The organism is Pseudarthrobacter sp. MDT3-1 (genome assembly GCF_054510755.1).
In genome coordinates this window covers 204,662-222,206 of record NZ_JBTNDX010000001.1, presented here as the reverse complement: position 1 = coordinate 222,206, position 17,545 = coordinate 204,662, and the positions used below count along the sequence as shown (strand labels likewise).

Here is a 17,545-nt window from a genome sequence, read left to right as displayed (position 1 = left end):
GCTATACCTCGTTCTCGGCGCGGGGCCGCATGGGGATGGAGGCGCCGATCAGGACCTTGCCTTTTTCCTCCGCAGTGGCAGGGCGCATCTGGCCACGCTCGTCGGAAACGAAGGTGATGGAGTCATCCTTCTGGTCAGGCGCGTTGACGAAGGAACGGAACCGGCGCAGACGCTCGGGGTCCTTCAGGGTGTCCGCCCATTCGTCCACGTAGGTGTCAACGTGCTTGGCCATGGCGGCTTCGAGCTCCTCGGCGATGCCCAGGGTGTCCTTGACCACCACGTCCTCGACGTGCTTGATGCCGCCGTCGAGCTCTTCCTGCCAGCGCGCGGTGCGCTGCAGGCGGTCCGCCGTGCGGATGTAGTACATGAAGTAGCGGTCGATGTACTTGAGCAGGGTTTCGTCGTCGAGGTCCTTGGCCAGCAGCTGGGCGTGGGCCGGGGTGGCGCCGCCGTTACCGCCGACGTACAGGTTCCAGCCGTCGGCCGTGGCGATAACGCCCACGTCCTTGCCGCGGGCCTCGGCGCATTCGCGGGCGCAGCCGGAGACGCCCATCTTGAGCTTGTGCGGGCTGCGGAGGCCGCGGTACCGGAGTTCGAGCTGGATGGCCATGGACACCGAGTCCTGGACACCGAAGCGGCACCAGGTGGAACCAACACAGGACTTCACGGTGCGCAGGCTCTTGCCGTACGCCTGGCCGGATTCGAAGCCGGCGTCCACCAGTTCCTTCCAGATTTCCGGCAGCTCTTCCAGCCGGGCGCCGAACATGTCGATCCGCTGGCCGCCGGTGATCTTGGTGTACAGGTTGTACTTCTCGGCCACGGCAGCGATGACGCCGAGCTTCTTGGGGGTGATTTCGCCGCCGGCGATGCGGGGGACCACCGAGTAGGTGCCGTCCTTCTGCATGTTGGCGAGGGCGCGGTCGTTGGTGTCCTGCAGGGTGCCGCGGCCGGCGTCCAGGACGTAGGCGCTGTTCTGGCTGGCCAGGATGTTGGCGATGGTGGGCTTGCAGATGTCGCAGCCGGCGCCGGTGCCGTACTTGGCCATGATCTCCTCGAAGGAGGTCAGTTCCAGGACGCGGATGGCGTCGAAGAGTTCCTGGCGGGACAGTTCGATGTGCTCGCAGAGTGCCTTGGAGACCTCGACGCCGGACTTGGTGAGTTCGGTTTCCAGCAGCTTCTTGAGCATCGGGACGCAGGATCCGCAGCTGGTCCCGGCGCGGGTGCAGCCCTTGAGCTCGCCGAGCTCCTGGACGGGGGCGTTGCCGTCGCAGGCACCGCACCCGTTGACGGTGTCGCGGATGGTTCCGGCGGAGACGTTGTTGCAGGAGCACAGGATGGCGTCGTCCGGGAGCTCGGTGTCCGGGGCTTCACCGCCGCCCGCTGCCGTGAGGTACGCGCCGGGCTCGGCGCTGAGTTCGCGGCCCAGGAGCGGGCGGAGGCTGGTGTAGGGGCTGGCGTCGCCCACGAAGATGCCGCCCAGGAGGGTCTTGGCATCGTCGGTGGTGACGATCTTCTGGTAGACGCCGCGGGCGGGGTCGGCGTAAACGATTTCGAGCGAGTGCTCGGTCTTGGCGAATCCGTCACCGAAGCTGGCTACGTCCACGCCGGAGAGCTTGAGCTTGGTGGCGGTGTCGAAGCCGGGGAAGGTGGCCTCGCCTCCGTGCAGGCGGTCGGCCACGATCTCTGCCATGGTGTTGGCGGGGGCCACCAGGCCCAGGCACATGCCTCCGAAGTTGGCCACTTCACCGATGGCCCAGATGCCGGGTACCTCGGTGGCGCAGGAGTCGTCGATGACCACACCGCCACGCTGGCCCAGGCTGAACACCTGTTCGTCGCCCTCGGCGGCGCGGAAGAGTTCGTCGCGGGGCCGGACGCCGATGGCGACGATCACCATGTCTGCGTCGATGATGCGGCCGTCCGCCATGAGGACACCGGTGACCTGGCCCTCGTCGTCGGAGAGGACTTCGGAGGGGAAGACGCCGCCGTGGACTTCGAATCCCTTGGCCTTGATGAGCCGGCCCATTGCCTGGCCCGCTCCTTCATCCAGCTGCGTGGCCATCAGCCACTGCGAACCGTCGATGACGATCGGCGTGGCGCCGAGCTGCTCCGTGCCGGCGGCCGATTCGAGTCCGAGGAGCCCGCCACCGATGGTGACGGCATTGACCTTGCGGCCGAGCTTTTCCGTGAGCTCGGTGATGGACTTGTTAATGGCCCAGACGTCTTCGAGCGTGCGGTAGACGTGGGTGAGCTCGTTGCCGGGGATGGGCAGGCGGGCGGCATTCGAGCCGGTTGCGACCACCAGGTCGTCGTATTCGAAGGTGTTGCCGGCGGCGGTCTCCACCGTCTTGGCTTCGGCGTTGATCTTCACCACGCGCTCGCCGGTCTTCAGCTCCAGGGAAGCGTGGTCCCACATCGACGCGGATCCCAGCGTCAGGTCGACACCGGTGTCCGTGAGGGCCTTGGAGAGCGCTACCCGGTCATAGGGCAGGTGGGCTTCCTCCGTGAGGACCGTGACGTGCCAGCCTTCGAGGCCACGGGAATGCATGGCATCGGCGAAGCGGTGGGCGGCGGGGCCGCCACCGGCGACGACGATGCGGCGCGTGTTCTCTGTGCTTGAAGTCTGTTCGGTCACTGTGGGCCTTTCGCATGGGCCGCAGACGGAATTCCGCGACCTTCTCTGACGAGGTATGCATTCAGACTAGGTAGTCGCAGTTTCGCTTCAGTTTCCCTTTTGTTTCGTAGGCTTAACTTCTGCATCACGAACGCGTTTCCGATCGGGTGAGGTCTCTTTTACGCGCCGGACACATTCACTGCACGCCTTTGAAACACCCGTTGCCTAAATTGTTTGGTACGGCCATAAAGGTGGCCAATCAAGCACGGGGAGAGGAGCCGGACATGACGGCAACACTGGAACTTGGGGCGCTCGCCGCCGACACCGCGACGTGGCACCGGGTCTGCGCCGTAGACGAGCTTGAGCTTGCCTGGGGCGAAGCAGCCCTCATTGAAGGCCGCCAGGTGGCACTCTTCCGGACCGGCCCCAGTGAGGTTTTTGCCGTGGCCCACGAAGATCCAGCCACCGGCGCCCACGTGATGGCCCGCGGCATTCTGGGTTCACGCGGCACACGCCCCACCATCGCTTCGCCGCTGCACAAAGAGGTCTACGACCTGGAAACCGGCGAATGCTTCGGAACCGCCACCGTGCGCCTGGAAACGTTCAGCACCCGCATTTCCGACGGCTTCATCGAAGTCGCGGTCTAACGACCCGTCAGAGCCCGATGGCCTCGCGGACATCGTCGACCACATTGTCCAGGGCAGTCCGGGCTGCCTGCCGGGCCTCCGGCAGCTCGGCCGCTGACTCAACTGGAAGGATGACTTCCAGGTAGCACTTGAGTTTGGGCTCGGTGCCGCTGGGCCGGATGATGACCCGGGTCTCGTCCCGGGTCAGATACAGCAGGCCATCGGTGGGCGGCAAGTGCTCGCTCCCTTCGGCCAGGTCCACAAAAGTTTCAACAGCGGACGAACCGAACGAATCGGGCGGGCTCACCCGGAGCCGGTTCATCATGGCGTCCAGCAGGCCCAGATCCGCCACCCGGATGCTCAGCTGGTCGCTGGCGTGCAGCCCGTGCTGAAGGTAAAGCTCGTCCAGGGTGTCGAAGATGGTTTTCCCGACCGCCTTGGCGGCGGCAGCCATCTCCGCGATGAGGACAGCGGCGGAGATCCCGTCCTTGTCCCGGACCAGTCCAGGTGCCACGCAATAGCCCAGGGCTTCCTCGTAGCCGTAGACCAGCCCGGGCACCCGGGAAATCCACTTGAACCCGGTCAGCGTTTCCTCATGCGCGTAGCCTGCCGCGGCAGCGATGCGGGAGAGCAGGCGCGAGGACACAATCGAATTGGCGAAGACGCCGGCCCCGTCACCACCGCCTGCTTCAACCGTACTGCCGGACGCTTCGTCAGCGCCAGCCGCCAGCCGGGCCACAATGTGTGCCCCCAGCAGCGCGCCCACTTCGTCGCCGCGCAGCATGCGCCACGCGCCGGTGTCCGGATCTTTCGCCGCCACTGCAGCGCGGTCCGCATCCGGATCGTTGGCCAGGACAATATCGGCGTCGACGCGGGCGGCGGTCTCCAGGGCCAGGTCCAGGGCGCCTGGTTCCTCCGGATTGGGAAAGTTCACCGTGGGAAAGTCGGGATCCGGCTCCGCCTGTTCGGCCACCAGGGTCACATCGGCAAAGCCGGCAGCATTCAGCACCGCCACGGCAGTCTCGCCGCCGACACCGTGCATGGGCGTCAGGACAATCCGCAGATCACGGGACGGGAAGCGGGCCGCATCGGCGAGTGCCGCCGTCGCGCGTTCATAATCCGCAGCCACCGACGAGTCCAGGACAGTCCAGCCGTCCGCCGCAAGGGTGATGGATTCCAGTGCGCCCACGGCATCGATCCGCGCGGCGATCCTGGCGTCGTAGGGCGCCACGATCTGCGCACCGCGGCCGCTGTCCTCCACGGCATGGCGGCCCAGGTACACCTTGTAGCCGTTGTCCTGCGGGGGATTGTGGCTGGCCGTCACCATCGCACCGCCGTCGCAATCGAGGGCCCGCACAGCGAAAGCGAGCAGCGGGGTGGGCAGCGCAGACGGCATCAGAAACGTTTCGATCCCGGCGGCCGTAAAGATGGCCGCTGTTTCCTCGGCGAAGATGTCGGAGTTATAGCGGGCGTCATAGCCGACGACGGCGCGTGGCCGGGTCCCGGGGGCGGCTTCACCCACCGCCTCAACCAGGAAGTCGGCGAGGCCGGTGGCGGCACGGCGCACCACCACGCGGTTCATCCGGTTCGGCCCGGCGCCGAGGGCGGCGCGGAGGCCTGCGGTGCCGAACTGCAGGGTGCCGCTGAAGCTGTCGGCCAGCTCCTGTGACGCTGCGGGGGAGCCCTCCTCCGCGAGTTGCAGCAGCTCGGTGAGCTCTGCGGCTGTGGCGGGATCCGGATCTTTGGCCGCCCATTCGCGGGCTTGGCTGAACAAGGAAGCGGCATCGGAGGACGTCATGCGGTCAACGCTATCGTCATTGGTTCAGGAACTGTGCCTGAACACTCGCCTGTGACAGCGGAAAGCAGCGAAATCCTTGCAGGAAATTTTCTGGACAAGTAATGTCGCGAATATGAAACTGGGGCAGGGCGTTGAATGGGGGCTGCATAGCTGCGTCAACATGTCCTGGACCGCGCCGGGGGAGGCTGTCAGCAGTGCACGGCTGGCAGAGTTCTACAAGCTTCCCGCCGCGTACCTGAACAAACAGCTCCAAGCGCTGGTGCGGGCCGGGATCCTGACCTCGGTATCCGGCCCGCGGGGCGGATTCTCGCTGGCCAGGCGTCCGGAGCGGATTTCCGTCCTTGACGTGGTCCTGGCCATCGAAGGAAATGACCATGCCTTCCGGTGCGAAGGCATCGCCAAGGACGCCCCGGGCGGGAGCATGGACGCCGACTACGCGCGCACCTGCCTTATTTCGCAGACCATGCGCCACGCCGAAGTCACCTGGCGGACTGAGCTGTCCCGGCAGAGCATTGCCGGGATCGCCCAGTCCATCGAGCGCCGGTTTCCCGAGGCCCGGGAGTCCACCGTCCTGCAGCTCGTCGGTCCGCGAACCTGACCAGCCCTACAGCAACGGGGGGTCACTAGACGCCCATGGGAAAGCCTCCATTGGGCGCTTAGTGACCCCGCGTTGTCCTAAAGCTTGGCTATGATCCCAGCCAGCAGTTTGGAAATCCGCGGTCCGGCGGCCTGGCCGGACCCGATGACTTCCTGGTGGCTGAGAGGCATGGCACTGATGCCGGCTGCGAGGTTGGTGACCAGCGAAATTCCGAACACTTCCATGCCTGCGTGCCGGCCGGCGATCGCTTCCAATGCGGTGGACATGCCCACCAGGTCCGCGCCGATCCGCTTGGCGTACTGGACTTCGGCCGGCGTTTCGTAATGCGGTCCGCTGAACTGGGCATAGACGCCTTCCTCCAGCGAGGAGTCCACTTCACGGGCGAGGGCACGGATGCGCGAGCTGTACAGATCCGTCAGATCAACGAACGTTGCGCCTTCAAGCGGGGACGTGGCGGTGAGGTTGATGTGATCTTTGATGAGCACCGGGGTGCCGGGCGTCCAGCTTTCGTTCAGCCCTCCGCAGCCGTTGGTGAGGACCAGTGTCTTGCAGCCGGCAGCGGCCGCGGTGCGGATGCCGTGGACCACGGCGCGGACGCCTTTGCCCTCGTAGTAGTGCGTCCGTGCACCCAGGACCAGCGCGCGTTTGCCCTCTTTGGTAAGGACCGAGCGGATGGTGCCCACATGTCCTTCCACGGCCGGGGCGTGGAAGCCCGGGACAGTGTCGGCGGTCAGGGTGGCCGTGGTCTCGCCGATGAGGTCGGCGGCTTCAGCCCAGCCTGAGCCCAGGACGAGCGCGACGTCGTGATTGTCCACCCCGGTCTCCTGCGCGATGTACTCAGCGGCGGAGCGCGCGGCGGCGAAAGGGTCCGTGTTCTGGAAGTCTGTATTACTCACTGGTACAAGTTATCGTGCCGGTGCCGCTGTGCACAGTGGCAACAGCGTCGCGCCGGGCCGCAGACGGCACCGTGACGGGCCACTCTTTTATTGGTGGTCCCTGCGCAGATGCGCGAGAATGGTTGATTGTGACTACGCACCCTGATTTCAGCTCCCCCCGGATCGCAATCCTCGGAGGTGGCCCCGGCGGCTACGAAGCCGCTATGGTCGCTGCCTCGCTGGGAGCGCAGGTCACCATCATCGAACGCGCGGGCATGGGCGGCTCGGCCGTGCTGACCGACGTCGTGCCTTCCAAGACCCTGATCGCGACGGCGGATCTGATGACCCGCGTCGGTGAGGCGGGCGAGCTGGGAGTGAAGTTCGACGTCGACGGTGGCGACTTTGTGCCGGCGATGCGCGCCGACCTCAAACACATTAACGACCGCCTGCTGGGCCTTGCCCGCCAACAGTCCACCGACATCTCCACTGGGCTGGAGCACCAGAACGTACGCATCCTGCTGGGTTCGGGCAAGCTCCTGGACAACCACACCATCGAGGTCCTGACCGCTGACGGCACCGAAATCGTGGAAGCGGACACCATTCTGCTGGCCGTCGGCGCGCACCCCCGCGAGCTGCCCACCGCGCGGCCGGACGGGGAACGCATCCTGAACTGGGCGCAGATCTACAACCTTGACGAGCTTCCCGAGGAACTGATTGTGGTGGGTTCCGGTGTGACCGGTGCCGAGTTCGCCTCCGCCTACAACGGCCTGGGCTCCAAAGTCACCCTGATCTCCAGCCGCGACCGGGTGCTCCCCGGTTCGGACACCGACGCCGCGGAGGTGCTGGAGGAAGTCTTCGAGCGCCGCGGTGTGCGCGTCCTGTCCCGCGCCCGTGCCGAAACCGTCGAGCGGACCGACGACGGCGTGGTGGTCACCCTCGGTGACGGATCGAAAGTCACCGGCAGCCACTGCCTGGTCTGCGTGGGTTCCATCCCGAACACCGCCGGCATAGGCCTTGAAGAGGCCGGCGTGGCCCTCACCGAGAGCGGCCATATAAAGGTCGACGGCGTCTCCCGCACCACGGCGCCGAACATCTACGCCGCGGGCGACTGCACCGGCGTGCTGGCTTTGGCCTCGGTGGCCGCAATGCAGGGCCGGATCGCGATCGCCCATTTCCTGGGCGACAGCGTTATGCCGCTCAAGCTTCACCAGGTGGCGTCCAACATCTTCACCTCACCCGAGATCGCGAATGTGGGGGTCTCCGAGGCCGAGATCCAGTCCGGCAAATACCAGGGCGACATCGTCAAACTCTCGCTCAAGAGCAATGCCCGCGCCAAAATGCGCAACCACAAGGACGGCTTCGTCAAGATCTTCGCGCGTAAGGGCTCCGGCACCGTGATTGGCGGTGTTGTGGTGGGGCCGAACGCTTCCGAGCTGATCTTCGCCATTTCCCTTGCAGTCACCCAGAAGCTCCACGTCGACGACGTCGCCAACACCTTTACCGTCTACCCGTCGCTGAGCGGGTCCATCTCCGAAGCGGCCCGGCGCCTGCACGTCCACATGTAGCAGGTCCCGCTGGTGGTCGAGCCCCGGTGGTTGAGCTTGTCGAAACCCGAGGGACTCGGCAGTCTCTATCGCTGGCATTCTCCGGTAGCGTGGCCGCATGACTACAGCACTGGAGCGGCCACGCCGCGGAAAAATCATCGGCGGCGTATGCGCCGCCCTTTCAGCCCGATTCGGGATCCCTAAGTTCCTGGTCAGGCTCGGCTTTGTGATCTTTGGCTTGGTGGGGATAGGCGAGCTGGTCTACATCGCGCTGTGGATCATGATTCCGAAGGCTCCGGCCTAAAGACCGCCCGGATTCCCGGCCTCGACGCCTAGGCCAGGGCGTAGGGCGGCACGGTGCTGCCGGAAGTAAAGGGGGTGAACCAGCCCTCGATACGCTGCTTCCCGGCGTCTATTTCCGGGATGTCGGGGCTGTCCGAGTAGAGGGCTGGACTCTCCGCCTCCTCCAACAGGACTTCCTCGACCTGAGCACGCCAGTCTTTCGGGAGGTCGAGTTCATAGATGTCCTCGGTGATTTCCGCCTGATCGAGCAGGCAGTGGACGGCGAGCTCTGCTGCGAGGCATCCGGGGGCTGTCCAGCCGCGGACCAGCGATGCCGTCACATCGGAAGCGACCACGAGGAACTTCCGGGTAAACGTCGCGTCGTAGCTGGTGGCGAACTGAGGCGGCAGCGAGGACAGCACAGCGGAACCGGCGACGTCGGACGAAGTGACGGCATCCAGTGCGGTCATGGTCCCGAGATCGCGGAAGAGCTGGTCCACAAGCAGGCCCGACGAGTTCCACAGAAGGCCTGCCAGCAGGAGTGTCTGGCTCACAGCGGTTTTCCGGTCTTCCGGCGAGACAGCCGCCATTTCGTCCAGGTCTTCCGGCTCGAACTGCAGCCTCTGTTCCGGCGTCAAGTCATCCGGGTGCGGATCAAGGCCCAAGAGTTCCAGGCTCAGTCCGGTCAGCTTCCCGGCGTCGGCCAGCAGTTCTTCGGTGATGTCGTCTTCTTCGTCGGCATTCATGGCCCCGATGCTACCTGCCATCCGTTCCGGGTCCGATTCCGTGACGCGCACACGTCCGGGCTTCCTGGCTTCAGGACAAGTCAGGCGGCGGGAGCCGCCTGGAAGTGTTTTTCGATGAGCCCCTTGATGTCCTCGTGGCAGCCGCCGCAGCCGGTGCCGGCGCGGGTCGCCTTGGACACCTCGGCCACGGTGGAGCAGCCATCCGCCACGGCACCCTGGATCTTGGTGCCGCTGACTCCGGCGCAGCGGCACACGGTTCCTTCCGGATCGGCGGGACCGGACGCGGCCAGCTGGTCCGGGCCATCGAGCCGGAGCAGCAGTGACCTGTCGGCCGGCAGTTCGGCACCGCGTTCGAACAGTCCCACGAGCTCGGCGGCGGTCCGCGGCATACCCACGGCCACCAGGCCTTCCAGCACTCCACCGCGGGTGGTCATCTTCACGTAGCGGCCGTGTTCGGGATCGGCCCACTGGGCGATCTGAAGGCGCTGCCGGCCGTTCACGGCGCCGGCGGTGAGAACGTCTTCATCCCACGGTTCGGCACCGTTGTCGCCGGCCACAGCCATGTTCATTCCACGTGCCTTCAGCACAATCACGCCGGCCTGTTCCTGGGGCAGCTCCTGCAGCGCGTCGGCCTCTTCCTGCGTGCCGTTAGCCAGCAGCGTCAGGTATTCGGCCAGCCATTCGGCCTGCCGCCATCCGGGTCCCACCAGACCGGACGGGCCTTTGGCGGTGCGGCACTCGTTGCAGGCCGGATCCGGGCAACGGACCTCGGCGCAGTCGCCGATCGCGAAGATGTGCGGCTCGTGGTGGGCACGGAGCCGGTGGTCCACCAGGATGCCAGCACCAACGGACAGGCCGCAGCCTTCGGCCAGCTCGGTCCGGGGACGGACGCCGCAGGAGAGGACCAGGAGGTCGCCGTCGATCGCCGAACCGTCATTGAGCAGCAGTGCCGAGAATCCGCCGTCGGGCGCGTTGTGCTCCACCCCGGTGGACCGGGCGTTGCCGGCCATCCGCACGCCGCACCGGCGCAGGCTGGCCGCGAGGACCGCGCCGCCGCCCCGGTCGATGTTGCGTCCCAGCGGGTGCGGCCCGTTGTGCACCACCGTAACCGTGGCGCCTTCCTCGGCAGCCGCGAGGGCTGTCTCGAGGCCCAGGACGCCGCCGCCCAGCACCACAACTCGCTTGCCGCCGTCGACCGCTGCGCGCAAAACCGAAGCGTCGCGGAGATCCCGGAGCGCGGTGACGCCCGCAGGGAGGACGGGGGAAGCCGGATCCGGGTTGATGCCGGTCAGGTTGGGGATGACGGGCCGGGAACCCGTGGCGAAGACCAACCGCTCATAGTGGGCGGAGGTCCCGTCTGTAAGGATCACCTGCTGTCGGGCCCGGTCCACGCGGCGGACCCGCACGCCGAGCCGGACGTCCACACCGTCGGCGGCCAGGGCTGCGGCGTCGGAGAGGGCCAGGGCATCGGCGGTGGTGCGTCCGACGCCGAGGTCGGCCACCAGTACACGGTTGTACGCGGCCTCGGCTTCTTCGCCCACGACTGTGAGGCTGACGTGCCCGTCGCGGACCGCGGGCAGCAGTTCATCGATCAGGCGGGCAGCCACGGGGCCGAAACCAACAATGACAATCTGCTCACTCATGAGGCCTCCGATGTCTGAAGAACACTGTTCTGAAGTCCGGTTGCGACCGCCCGGACCCACACCTTGTTGAACTTGAATTCGGGCATCCCGGAGATGGGATCCGTTGCCGCCTCGGTGAGGCGGTTGGCGCTTTCGAGTTCCGGGAAATGGAACGGCAGGAAGATTGTCTCGGGCCGGATCGCGGTGCTGAGTTCCGCCCTGCAGAACACCTCGCCGCGTTCATTGGCCACCGAGACAAAGGCGCCTTCGGTGATGCCCATGGCGGCCGCCGCGGCGGGGTGGATCTGCATTTTCGCTTCGGGCTGGGTGGCCAGCAGCTCGGACACCCGCCGGGTCTGCGTCCCGGACTGGTAGTGCTCCAGGAGGCGGCCGGTGATGAGGGTCATGGTTTTCGCGCCCGGGTCCGGGTTGGGGGCCGGCGTACGACGACGCCGGGGCGTCACCGGGGTCATGACCGCCTTGCCGCCGGAGTGGGCAAACGTGTCCAGGAACAGCCGGGGCGTGCCGGTGCTCCCCACGGGGTACGGCCAGTAGGCGGCTTCGCCGCGGTCCAGCATCGCGTAGTCGATGCCGGAGTAGTCGGCGTGCCCGCCGGCGGAGGCCAGCCGCAGTTCCTCAAAGACTGTTTCCGGATCTTCGCTGTACGTGGACGGGGCCTCGAGCGCTTCTGCCAGCCGGGCCATGATCCACAGTTCGCTGCGTGCGCCGGCCGGCGGCTGCAGGGCCTGGCGGCGGCGGAGGACGCGCCCCTCGAGGTTGGTGAGCGTGCCCTCCTCCTCGGCCCACTGCAGGACCGGGAGGATGAGGTCGGCTTCGGCGGCGGTCTCGGACATAAAGAAGTCGCAGACCACCAGGAAGTCCAGGCTGCGGAGCCCGGCGATGACGGCGTTTGCATCGGGGGAGGCCACCGCGATGTTGGAGGCGTGCACAAAAAGGCACCGGACGCCGTCGGGCTGTCCCAGCGACTTCAGCAACTGGACGGCGGGCAATCCCGGCCCAGGAATGGTTTCCTCCGGGACGCCCCAGACGCCGGCCATGTGGGCGCGGGCGGCGGGGTCGGTGATCTTCCGGTAGCCGGGGAGCTGGTCGGCCTTCTGGCCGTGCTCGCGGCCGCCCTGGCCGTTGCCCTGGCCGGTGAGGGTGCCGTAGCCGCTGCGCCGTGAGCCGGGCAGGCCCAGGAGGAGGCTGAGGTTGATCGCGGCGGTGGCGGTGTCCGTGCCGTCCACGTGCTGCTCCACGCCGCGTCCGGTAAGGATGTAGCTGCCGCCCTTGCCCGCACCGTCGGCGAGCCTGCGGGCGGTTTCCCGGATGAGCTCCGCCGGGACGCCGGTGAGGGACTGGACGCGTTCGGGCCAGAACGAGTTGACGCTGCGGACCACGGCCTCGTAGCCGGTGGTGCGTGCCGCGATGAAGTCGTCATCTGCCAGGCCTTCGTGGATGATCACGTGCGAGAGGCCCAGCAGGAGGGTGAGGTCGGTGCCCGGCAGGGGCTGGAGGTGAAGGCCGCCGCCGTCGGATGTGAACTTTGCCGTGGCTGAACGGCGCGGATCCACCACGATCAGCCCGCCGGCGTCGCGGGCTCCCTGGAGGTGCTGCACAAACGGCGGCATGGTTTCTGCCACGTTGGAGCCGAGCATCATGATGGTGCTGGCCGAGTCCAGGTCTGCCAGCGGAAACGGGAGGCCGCGGTCCAGGCCGAAGGCGCGCATCCCGGCGGCCGCGGCGGAGGACATACAGAAGCGGCCGTTGTAGTCGATGCGTGAGGTGCCCAGGGCCAGGCGGGCGAACTTGCCCAGCATGTAGGCCTTCTCGTTGGTGAGGCCACCGCCGCCGAAAACCCCGACGGCGTCCTTCCCGTAGCGTGCCTGTGTGTCCTTCACGGCGGTGGTGACCAGCGCCAGGGCCTGGTCCCAGCCGATGGGGCGATGGACGCCGTCGGCGCCCTTGAGCAGGGGTTCGGTGACCCGTCCGGGGTGGTTGAGGAGCGTGGCTGAGGTCCAGCCCTTGCGGCAGAGGCCGCCCCGGTTGGTGGGGAAGTCCCGGCCGCTCACTTCGAGGAGGGGGGCCTTCAGGGTGGCGTCCGCAGCGGCCAGCGCTGCGGATTCAGCCGGCACGGGTACTGACCCCGGCTTGGAAGCCGGGGTCAGTACCGCTGGTGACGTGAGCGTCATGGCGCACTGCAGGGCGCAGTAAGGGCAGTGCGTGTCGGCGCTTTTGGTCATGTTAGACGTGTCCCATCGCATTTCGGTTGGCGTTGCGGATGTAGCAGAACCAGCAGACCGCCAGCATTACTGCATAGGCTCCGACGAATCCGTAGAAGGCCGGGGTGTAGGAACCGCTGGCCGTGTTGGAGGCGTTCAGGACCTGCGGGATGACGAAGCCGCCGTAGGCGCCGATGGCCGAGATCAGTCCGAGGGCCGATGACGCCAGCCGCTGGGTTTCAACAGTGCTGGCACCGGACTTCGCAGCCCGGCTGGACGTTGCGAAGATGATGGGGATCATCCGGTAGGTTGCGCCGTTGCCGAAGCCGCTGGCCGTGAAGAGCATCAGGAAGAGGACCAGGAACAGCCAGAAGTTCTTCAGCGGCAGGGTCCAGATCATGGTCAGGGTGATGACGGCCATGGCGGCGAATGCTGCCACGGTCATCCGGGCCCCGCCCATGCGGTCAGCCATGCGTCCGCCGTAGGGGCGGGCGAGTGAACCGACCAGCGGGCCGAGGAAGGCCAGCGAGAGTGCCACGGTGCCGACTCCGATGGAGGAGAACGCCGGGAAGTAGTCCTTGATGAGCTTGGGGAACACGCCGGCGAAGCCGATGAACGAACCGAAGGTGCCGATGTACAGCAGTGCCATGATCCACAGGTGCGGTTCCTTCAGTGCCGCGACCGAGCCGGCCACGTCACCCTTGGCACTGGTGAGGTTGTCCATGTACTTCCAGGCACCGAAGGCGGCGATCAGGATGAAGGGGATCCACATCCAGCCGGCCATCGGCAGGTTGACGCTGCCGACGGCGAGCAGGGTGATCGCAATCGGGACGGCGAGCTGCGCGACGGCAGCGCCCATGTTGCCGCCGGCGGCGTTCAGGCCAAGGGCCCAGCCCTTCTCCCGTGCCGGGTAGAAGAACGTGATGTTGGCCATGGAGCTGGCGAAGTTGCCGCCGCCGAAGCCAGCAAGTGCTGCCACGAGCAGCATGACACCGAACGGGGTTTCCGGATTGGAGACGCAAAGTCCCAGTCCGACGGCGGGAATCAGGAGCAGGAGCGCGGACACGATGGTCCAGTTCCGGCCGCCGAAGCGGGGAACCATAAAGGTGTAGGGGATCCGGAGGGTGGCGCCTACCAGGCTCGGCATGGAGATCAGCCAGAAGATTTCCGAGGTGGTGAACGTGAAGCCGGCTGCCGGCAGCTGGACCACCACGATGGACCAGAGCTGCCAGACCACAAAGCCGAGGAACTCGGCGAAGATGGACCAGTTCAGGTTGCGGCGGGCGATGGCCCGGCCGGCGGACTCCCACTGCTCTTTGTTCTCGGCGTTCCAGTTGGCGATCCAGCGGCCAGGGCGGAATTCAAGGGCGGGGGCGTCGGTTGTACGGGTGGAGGGCTGCGCGCTGGCGGATGAGGACACGCCTCCGTGCAGCGGGTCGGTGTCTATATCTACGGAATTGCCGGTGCCGGCATCTGCGTTGCGGTCAACAGTCACGGTGGACCTCCTCATGGGGGATGTTGTTCTTCCACGGTAGAGAACGCGCGTTTCGTGGACAGTCGCGGTATGTTAACGCGCTGTGACATTTGCCTATCGGCAGCCGGCCCGCAGCGTGAGGGAGTGTTAACGGACCGAAGGATGAGACATGTGCCACTAGTCCACATGATGGACCTTTTGTCCATTGACTGGACGGCTGGAACTAGTATCGAACTCTAACTACTGTGCGCCGGGTCTCACCAGGCCCGGCCGGTTCTCAGGAAAGTGTTCATATGTCATCTACGCAAACCACCGCGGAGCAAGGATCCCCCAAGGCGGTGAACTCACGCGGCCGCGTGATTGTGGCCAGCCTGATCGGCACCACCGTTGAGTTCTACGATTTCTACGTCTACGCCACCGCCGCCGTGCTGGTCTTCCCGGCGCTGTTCTTCCCCAACCAGAACGAGACCACCCAGCTGCTCAGCTCCTTCGCTGTCTTCGGGGTGGCCTTCGTGGCCCGCCCGCTGGGATCCATCGTCTTTGGCCACTTCGGCGACAAGTTCGGCCGCAAGGGCACCCTGGTGGCCTCGCTGCTGACCATGGGCATTGCCACCTTCCTGATCGGCTGCCTGCCCACCGCGCTGGTCCCGGGCTGGCAATTCTGGGCTCCGGCACTGCTCGTTGTTATGCGCTTCGCCCAGGGCCTCGCCCTCGGCGGCGAATGGAGCGGCGCGGCCCTGCTGGCCACCGAAAACGCCCCGGCCAACAAGCGCGCCATCTACGGCACGTTCCCGCAGCTCGGTGCACCCATCGGCTTCATCATCGCCAACGTGATCTTCCTGGTGGCCAGCTATACACTGACACCGGCCGACTTCCTGGCCTGGGGCTGGCGCGTGCCGTTCCTGCTCAGCGCCGTCATGGTGATCATCGGCCTGTACGTCCGCCTCAAGCTGATCGAAACGCCTGCCTTCACCAAGGTGCTCGAATCCAATGAGGTGGCCAAGCTGCCGCTGGCCCGGGTCTTCAAGACCAGCTGGCGTCCGCTCATCCTGGGCACGTTCATCATGCTCGCCACGTACGTGCTCTTCTACCTGATGACCACGTTCACGCTGACCTACGGCACCCGTGCCTCCAACGTGGATGCCGCCAGGGCTGCGGCCGAGAAGGCCGGCAAGCCGATGTCCGAGGCCGCCGCGGCAGCATTTGTTCCCGGCCTGGGCTTCACCCGCAACGACTTCCTCTGGATGCTGATTGCCGGCGTTGTCTTCTTCGGCATCTTCACCCTGGTTTCCGGACCGCTGGCGGAGAAATACGGCCGCCGCAAGATGCTGCTGTCCGTCACCGGCGGCATCTTCGTTTTCGGCCTCCTGTTCGTCCCGCTGTTCAGCGGCGGCTTCGTGGGCACCATGGCCCTGTTGGTCATCGGCTTCTCCCTGATGGGCCTCACGTTCGGCCCCATGGGTGCGCTGCTGCCGGAACTGTTCCCCACCAATGTGCGCTACACGGGATCCGCCGTCAGTTACAACGTGTCCAGCATCCTGGGTGCTGCCGTGGCTCCGTTCATCGCCGTCGCGCTCTGGGAGCTGGCCGACGGCAGCCCGGTCCTGGTGGGTGTCTACCTGACCGCGATGTCGGTGCTGACGCTGATTGCGCTGTTCGTGAGCAAGGAAACCCGCGACCTGGACTACGAGAACAACGTAGCCTGAGGCCCCGCCGTCGGGCGTTCCAGCCCGGTTGCTGACAGAAATGCCCGGCGTGTTCCCCGTTATTGCGGGGAGCGTGCCGGGCCTTGCTGTGTCCGGACGGGACCAACCGCGGAGGAACGCACGGCGGCGGCGCTCGCCACCCGTCCGCAGGCTCAGTTGGCGTAGCGGTCCACGAAGTTGCGGAGGATCTTCATGGGCTCGGTGGCGGTGTACGTCCGCGCGTCCGCCATGAGTTCCTCGGCGGACTCCGGCGGGAAGTAGCCGGCGTGGCGGTAGATGTCGATCCGGGTCACCAGGCCCTCCGCGTCCAGCTCAGGGTGGAACTGCGTGGCGTACAGGTTCTGCTTGATGCGGAACATGTGGACGGGGCAGGCCTGGGAGGATGCCAGCAGCACCGCGTGGGAGGGCAATCTGGTGCAAGCCTCCTTGTGCCCGGTGAAGGCGGTGAAACGCCGTGGCATCCCGTACAGGAGCGGATCCGTGAGCCCCGCCTCCGTCAGCTCGATTTCCACCCCGCCCAGCTGTTCGCCGAAGGTCCTGTCGATCAGGGCGCCCTGGTGCCTGCCCAGAGTCCCCACCCCGTAGCATGCGCCCAGGAATGGAAAGTCCTGGGCCACGATCCGGTCCAGCAGCCCGGCCAGTTCCCGCTCCACCCGGTGCTGGGTTTCGCTCTTGTGGTCTGCCGGATCGCTGGACGTGAAGGGACTGCCGCCCACAATCACCGCCGAGTAATCGTTCAGGTCCAGTTGCGGCAGGGGAGCGGCCTCAAGCCGGACACGCCTCAGCTGCGAAGGGGTCAGCCCGCCATACGTCAGGTACGCCTCATACTCTTCCTCGGCGGCGGCGTCTTCAGCCCGGGTGGCAAGGAGGAGGAAAGGCTTCACACGCTAAGTGTGCCTTTCGCCCCAGCTCAACGCCAGAGGACGCAGCGCCAGCCTGCGGTTGGCGCCGGAGCACAGCCCCGGCGCCGTAGGCACGACTGCTGTCAGTGGCTGGCAGGCTGCGCGAAGGATCGCCGGGACTGCGGCTGCGCGGCCGGGTCTGCGTGGCGGTGGACCAGCTTCCAGTAGCCTTCTTCGCGCCGGAAGATGCTGGTCACACGGAGCGCGAATTCCTCTGGCGCTGCGGCGCTCTCCAGCCGGGCACGGAAGTGTTCCGTTTCCACCAGGTAGGCCGTGTCGCGTGCGGTGTAGGACGTGATGGTGTCGAACCCGAGCATCTCGCCGTCCTGGAACTGCCGGGATGCCTGGTCCAGCCGGGCCTCCACCTGGGCCCAGCCACGTGCGATGCCGCCGAACGGGTTGGCCAGCGTGACGTCGTCGAGCCTGGAATACAGGTCCTTGACGGCACCGGGATTCCCGCGGGTGATTTCCGGAACCGCCAGGTGGTAGCGGTCTACTTCTTCTTCAAAACTGGGTGCGAGCATGGGGGCCTCCGGCAG

General features: G+C 66.4%; 14 protein-coding genes. 5 read left to right on the top strand and 9 right to left on the bottom strand.

The annotated features are described in order from the left end of the window. Position 1: 1 nt before the first annotated feature. On the bottom strand, positions 2-2,632 hold the full coding sequence (nirB, locus tag ACX80X_RS01055; protein ID WP_252601094.1) for a nitrite reductase large subunit NirB: 2,631 nt from the start codon (positions 2,630-2,632) through the stop codon (positions 2-4). 263 nt (positions 2,633-2,895) lie between these two features. Here nirB and nirD point away from each other — a divergent pair, with 263 nt between their 5' ends. Then, the gene (gene nirD / locus ACX80X_RS01050; RefSeq protein WP_252601097.1) at positions 2,896-3,258 is read left to right on the top strand and encodes a nitrite reductase small subunit NirD; all 363 of its coding nucleotides are present in this window, start codon (positions 2,896-2,898) and stop codon (positions 3,256-3,258) included. Positions 3,259-3,265: 7 nt separating this feature from the next. On the opposite strand, the gene ACX80X_RS01045 is transcribed toward nirD, so the two are convergent. Next, positions 3,266-5,035, bottom strand: a complete 1,770-nt coding sequence (locus tag ACX80X_RS01045) for a phospho-sugar mutase (RefSeq protein ID WP_252607838.1) — start codon at positions 5,033-5,035, stop codon at positions 3,266-3,268. A 112-nt stretch (positions 5,036-5,147) separates the two neighbouring features. On the opposite strand from ACX80X_RS01045, the gene ACX80X_RS01040 reads away from it, so the two are divergent. Beyond that, positions 5,148-5,633: an RrF2 family transcriptional regulator gene (locus tag ACX80X_RS01040; RefSeq protein WP_252601102.1), complete on the top strand. Its 486-nt coding sequence runs from the start codon at positions 5,148-5,150 to the stop codon at positions 5,631-5,633. 77 nt (positions 5,634-5,710) lie between these two features. Here the strand turns inward: ACX80X_RS01040 and ACX80X_RS01035 are convergent, their stop codons facing one another. Beyond that, positions 5,711-6,529 (bottom strand): purine-nucleoside phosphorylase, encoded by an 819-nt coding sequence (locus tag ACX80X_RS01035; protein WP_252607839.1) that lies wholly within the window; start codon positions 6,527-6,529, stop codon positions 5,711-5,713. Between the two features lie 128 nt (positions 6,530-6,657). Between ACX80X_RS01035 and ACX80X_RS01030 the strand changes: the two genes are divergently transcribed. Both ACX80X_RS01030 and ACX80X_RS01025 read left to right on the top strand, forming a co-directional pair. Further along, positions 6,658-8,073, top strand: coding sequence for an NAD(P)H-quinone dehydrogenase (locus ACX80X_RS01030; protein WP_252601108.1), 1,416 nt, complete (start codon positions 6,658-6,660; stop codon positions 8,071-8,073). Positions 8,074-8,170: 97 nt separating this feature from the next. Then, entirely contained in the window at positions 8,171-8,356 is a 186-nt protein-coding gene (locus tag ACX80X_RS01025; protein ID WP_056348113.1) for a PspC domain-containing protein, read from the top strand. 28 nt (positions 8,357-8,384) lie between these two features. Here the strand turns inward: ACX80X_RS01025 and ACX80X_RS01020 are convergent, their stop codons facing one another. From ACX80X_RS01020 to ACX80X_RS01005, 4 genes are all read right to left on the bottom strand, one after another. Continuing rightward, the gene (locus ACX80X_RS01020; RefSeq protein ID WP_252607840.1) at positions 8,385-9,080 is read right to left on the bottom strand and encodes a hypothetical protein; all 696 of its coding nucleotides are present in this window, start codon (positions 9,078-9,080) and stop codon (positions 8,385-8,387) included. An 80-nt stretch (positions 9,081-9,160) separates the two neighbouring features. Next, positions 9,161-10,723: an FAD-dependent oxidoreductase gene (locus ACX80X_RS01015; protein ID WP_252607841.1), complete on the bottom strand. Its 1,563-nt coding sequence runs from the start codon at positions 10,721-10,723 to the stop codon at positions 9,161-9,163. Further along, a complete protein-coding gene (locus tag ACX80X_RS01010; RefSeq protein WP_252613701.1) occupies positions 10,720-12,945 on the bottom strand; it encodes a molybdopterin oxidoreductase family protein in 2,226 nt (741 codons plus the stop codon). Before ACX80X_RS01010 ends, ACX80X_RS01015 begins: the two co-directional genes overlap by 4 nt. A 1-nt stretch (position 12,946) precedes the next feature. Continuing rightward, the gene (locus ACX80X_RS01005) at positions 12,947-14,419 is read right to left on the bottom strand and encodes an MFS transporter (RefSeq protein ID WP_252601118.1); all 1,473 of its coding nucleotides are present in this window, start codon (positions 14,417-14,419) and stop codon (positions 12,947-12,949) included. A gap of 272 nt (positions 14,420-14,691) precedes the next feature. On the opposite strand from ACX80X_RS01005, the gene ACX80X_RS01000 reads away from it, so the two are divergent. Further along, complete coding sequence (locus tag ACX80X_RS01000; protein WP_252601121.1) at positions 14,692-16,104, top strand: MFS transporter; 1,413 nt, start codon at positions 14,692-14,694, stop codon at positions 16,102-16,104. A gap of 152 nt (positions 16,105-16,256) precedes the next feature. Here ACX80X_RS01000 and ACX80X_RS00995 read toward each other — a convergent pair whose 3' ends face one another. Then, a complete protein-coding gene (locus ACX80X_RS00995) occupies positions 16,257-16,988 on the bottom strand; it encodes a glutamine amidotransferase (RefSeq protein WP_252601124.1) in 732 nt (243 codons plus the stop codon). Positions 16,989-17,089: 101 nt separating this feature from the next. Next, positions 17,090-17,530 carry a YybH family protein gene (locus ACX80X_RS00990; protein ID WP_058929593.1) on the bottom strand — a complete coding sequence of 147 codons (441 nt, stop codon included), beginning with the start codon at positions 17,528-17,530 and terminating at the stop codon, positions 17,090-17,092. Positions 17,531-17,545 lie beyond the last annotated feature (15 nt).

What these genes read in the sequence shown, in the direction of transcription:
- ACX80X_RS00990 (WP_058929593.1), bottom strand. Translation starts at nt 17,530, where the DNA reads ATGCTCGCACCCAGTTTTGAAGAAGAAGTAGACCGCTACCACCTGGCG.
- ACX80X_RS01020 (WP_252607840.1), bottom strand. Translation starts at nt 9,080, where the DNA reads ATGAATGCCGACGAAGAAGACGACATCACCGAAGAACTGCTGGCCGAC.
- ACX80X_RS01000 (WP_252601121.1), top strand. Translation starts at nt 14,692, where the DNA reads ATGTCATCTACGCAAACCACCGCGGAGCAAGGATCCCCCAAGGCGGTG.
- ACX80X_RS01025 (WP_056348113.1), top strand. Translation starts at nt 8,171, where the DNA reads ATGACTACAGCACTGGAGCGGCCACGCCGCGGAAAAATCATCGGCGGC.
- ACX80X_RS01015 (WP_252607841.1), bottom strand. Translation starts at nt 10,723, where the DNA reads ATGAGTGAGCAGATTGTCATTGTTGGTTTCGGCCCCGTGGCTGCCCGC.
- ACX80X_RS01040 (WP_252601102.1), top strand. Translation starts at nt 5,148, where the DNA reads ATGAAACTGGGGCAGGGCGTTGAATGGGGGCTGCATAGCTGCGTCAAC.
- ACX80X_RS01010 (WP_252613701.1), bottom strand. Translation starts at nt 12,945, where the DNA reads ATGACCAAAAGCGCCGACACGCACTGCCCTTACTGCGCCCTGCAGTGC.
- ACX80X_RS01045 (WP_252607838.1), bottom strand. Translation starts at nt 5,035, where the DNA reads ATGACGTCCTCCGATGCCGCTTCCTTGTTCAGCCAAGCCCGCGAATGG.
- nirD (WP_252601097.1), top strand. Translation starts at nt 2,896, where the DNA reads ATGACGGCAACACTGGAACTTGGGGCGCTCGCCGCCGACACCGCGACG.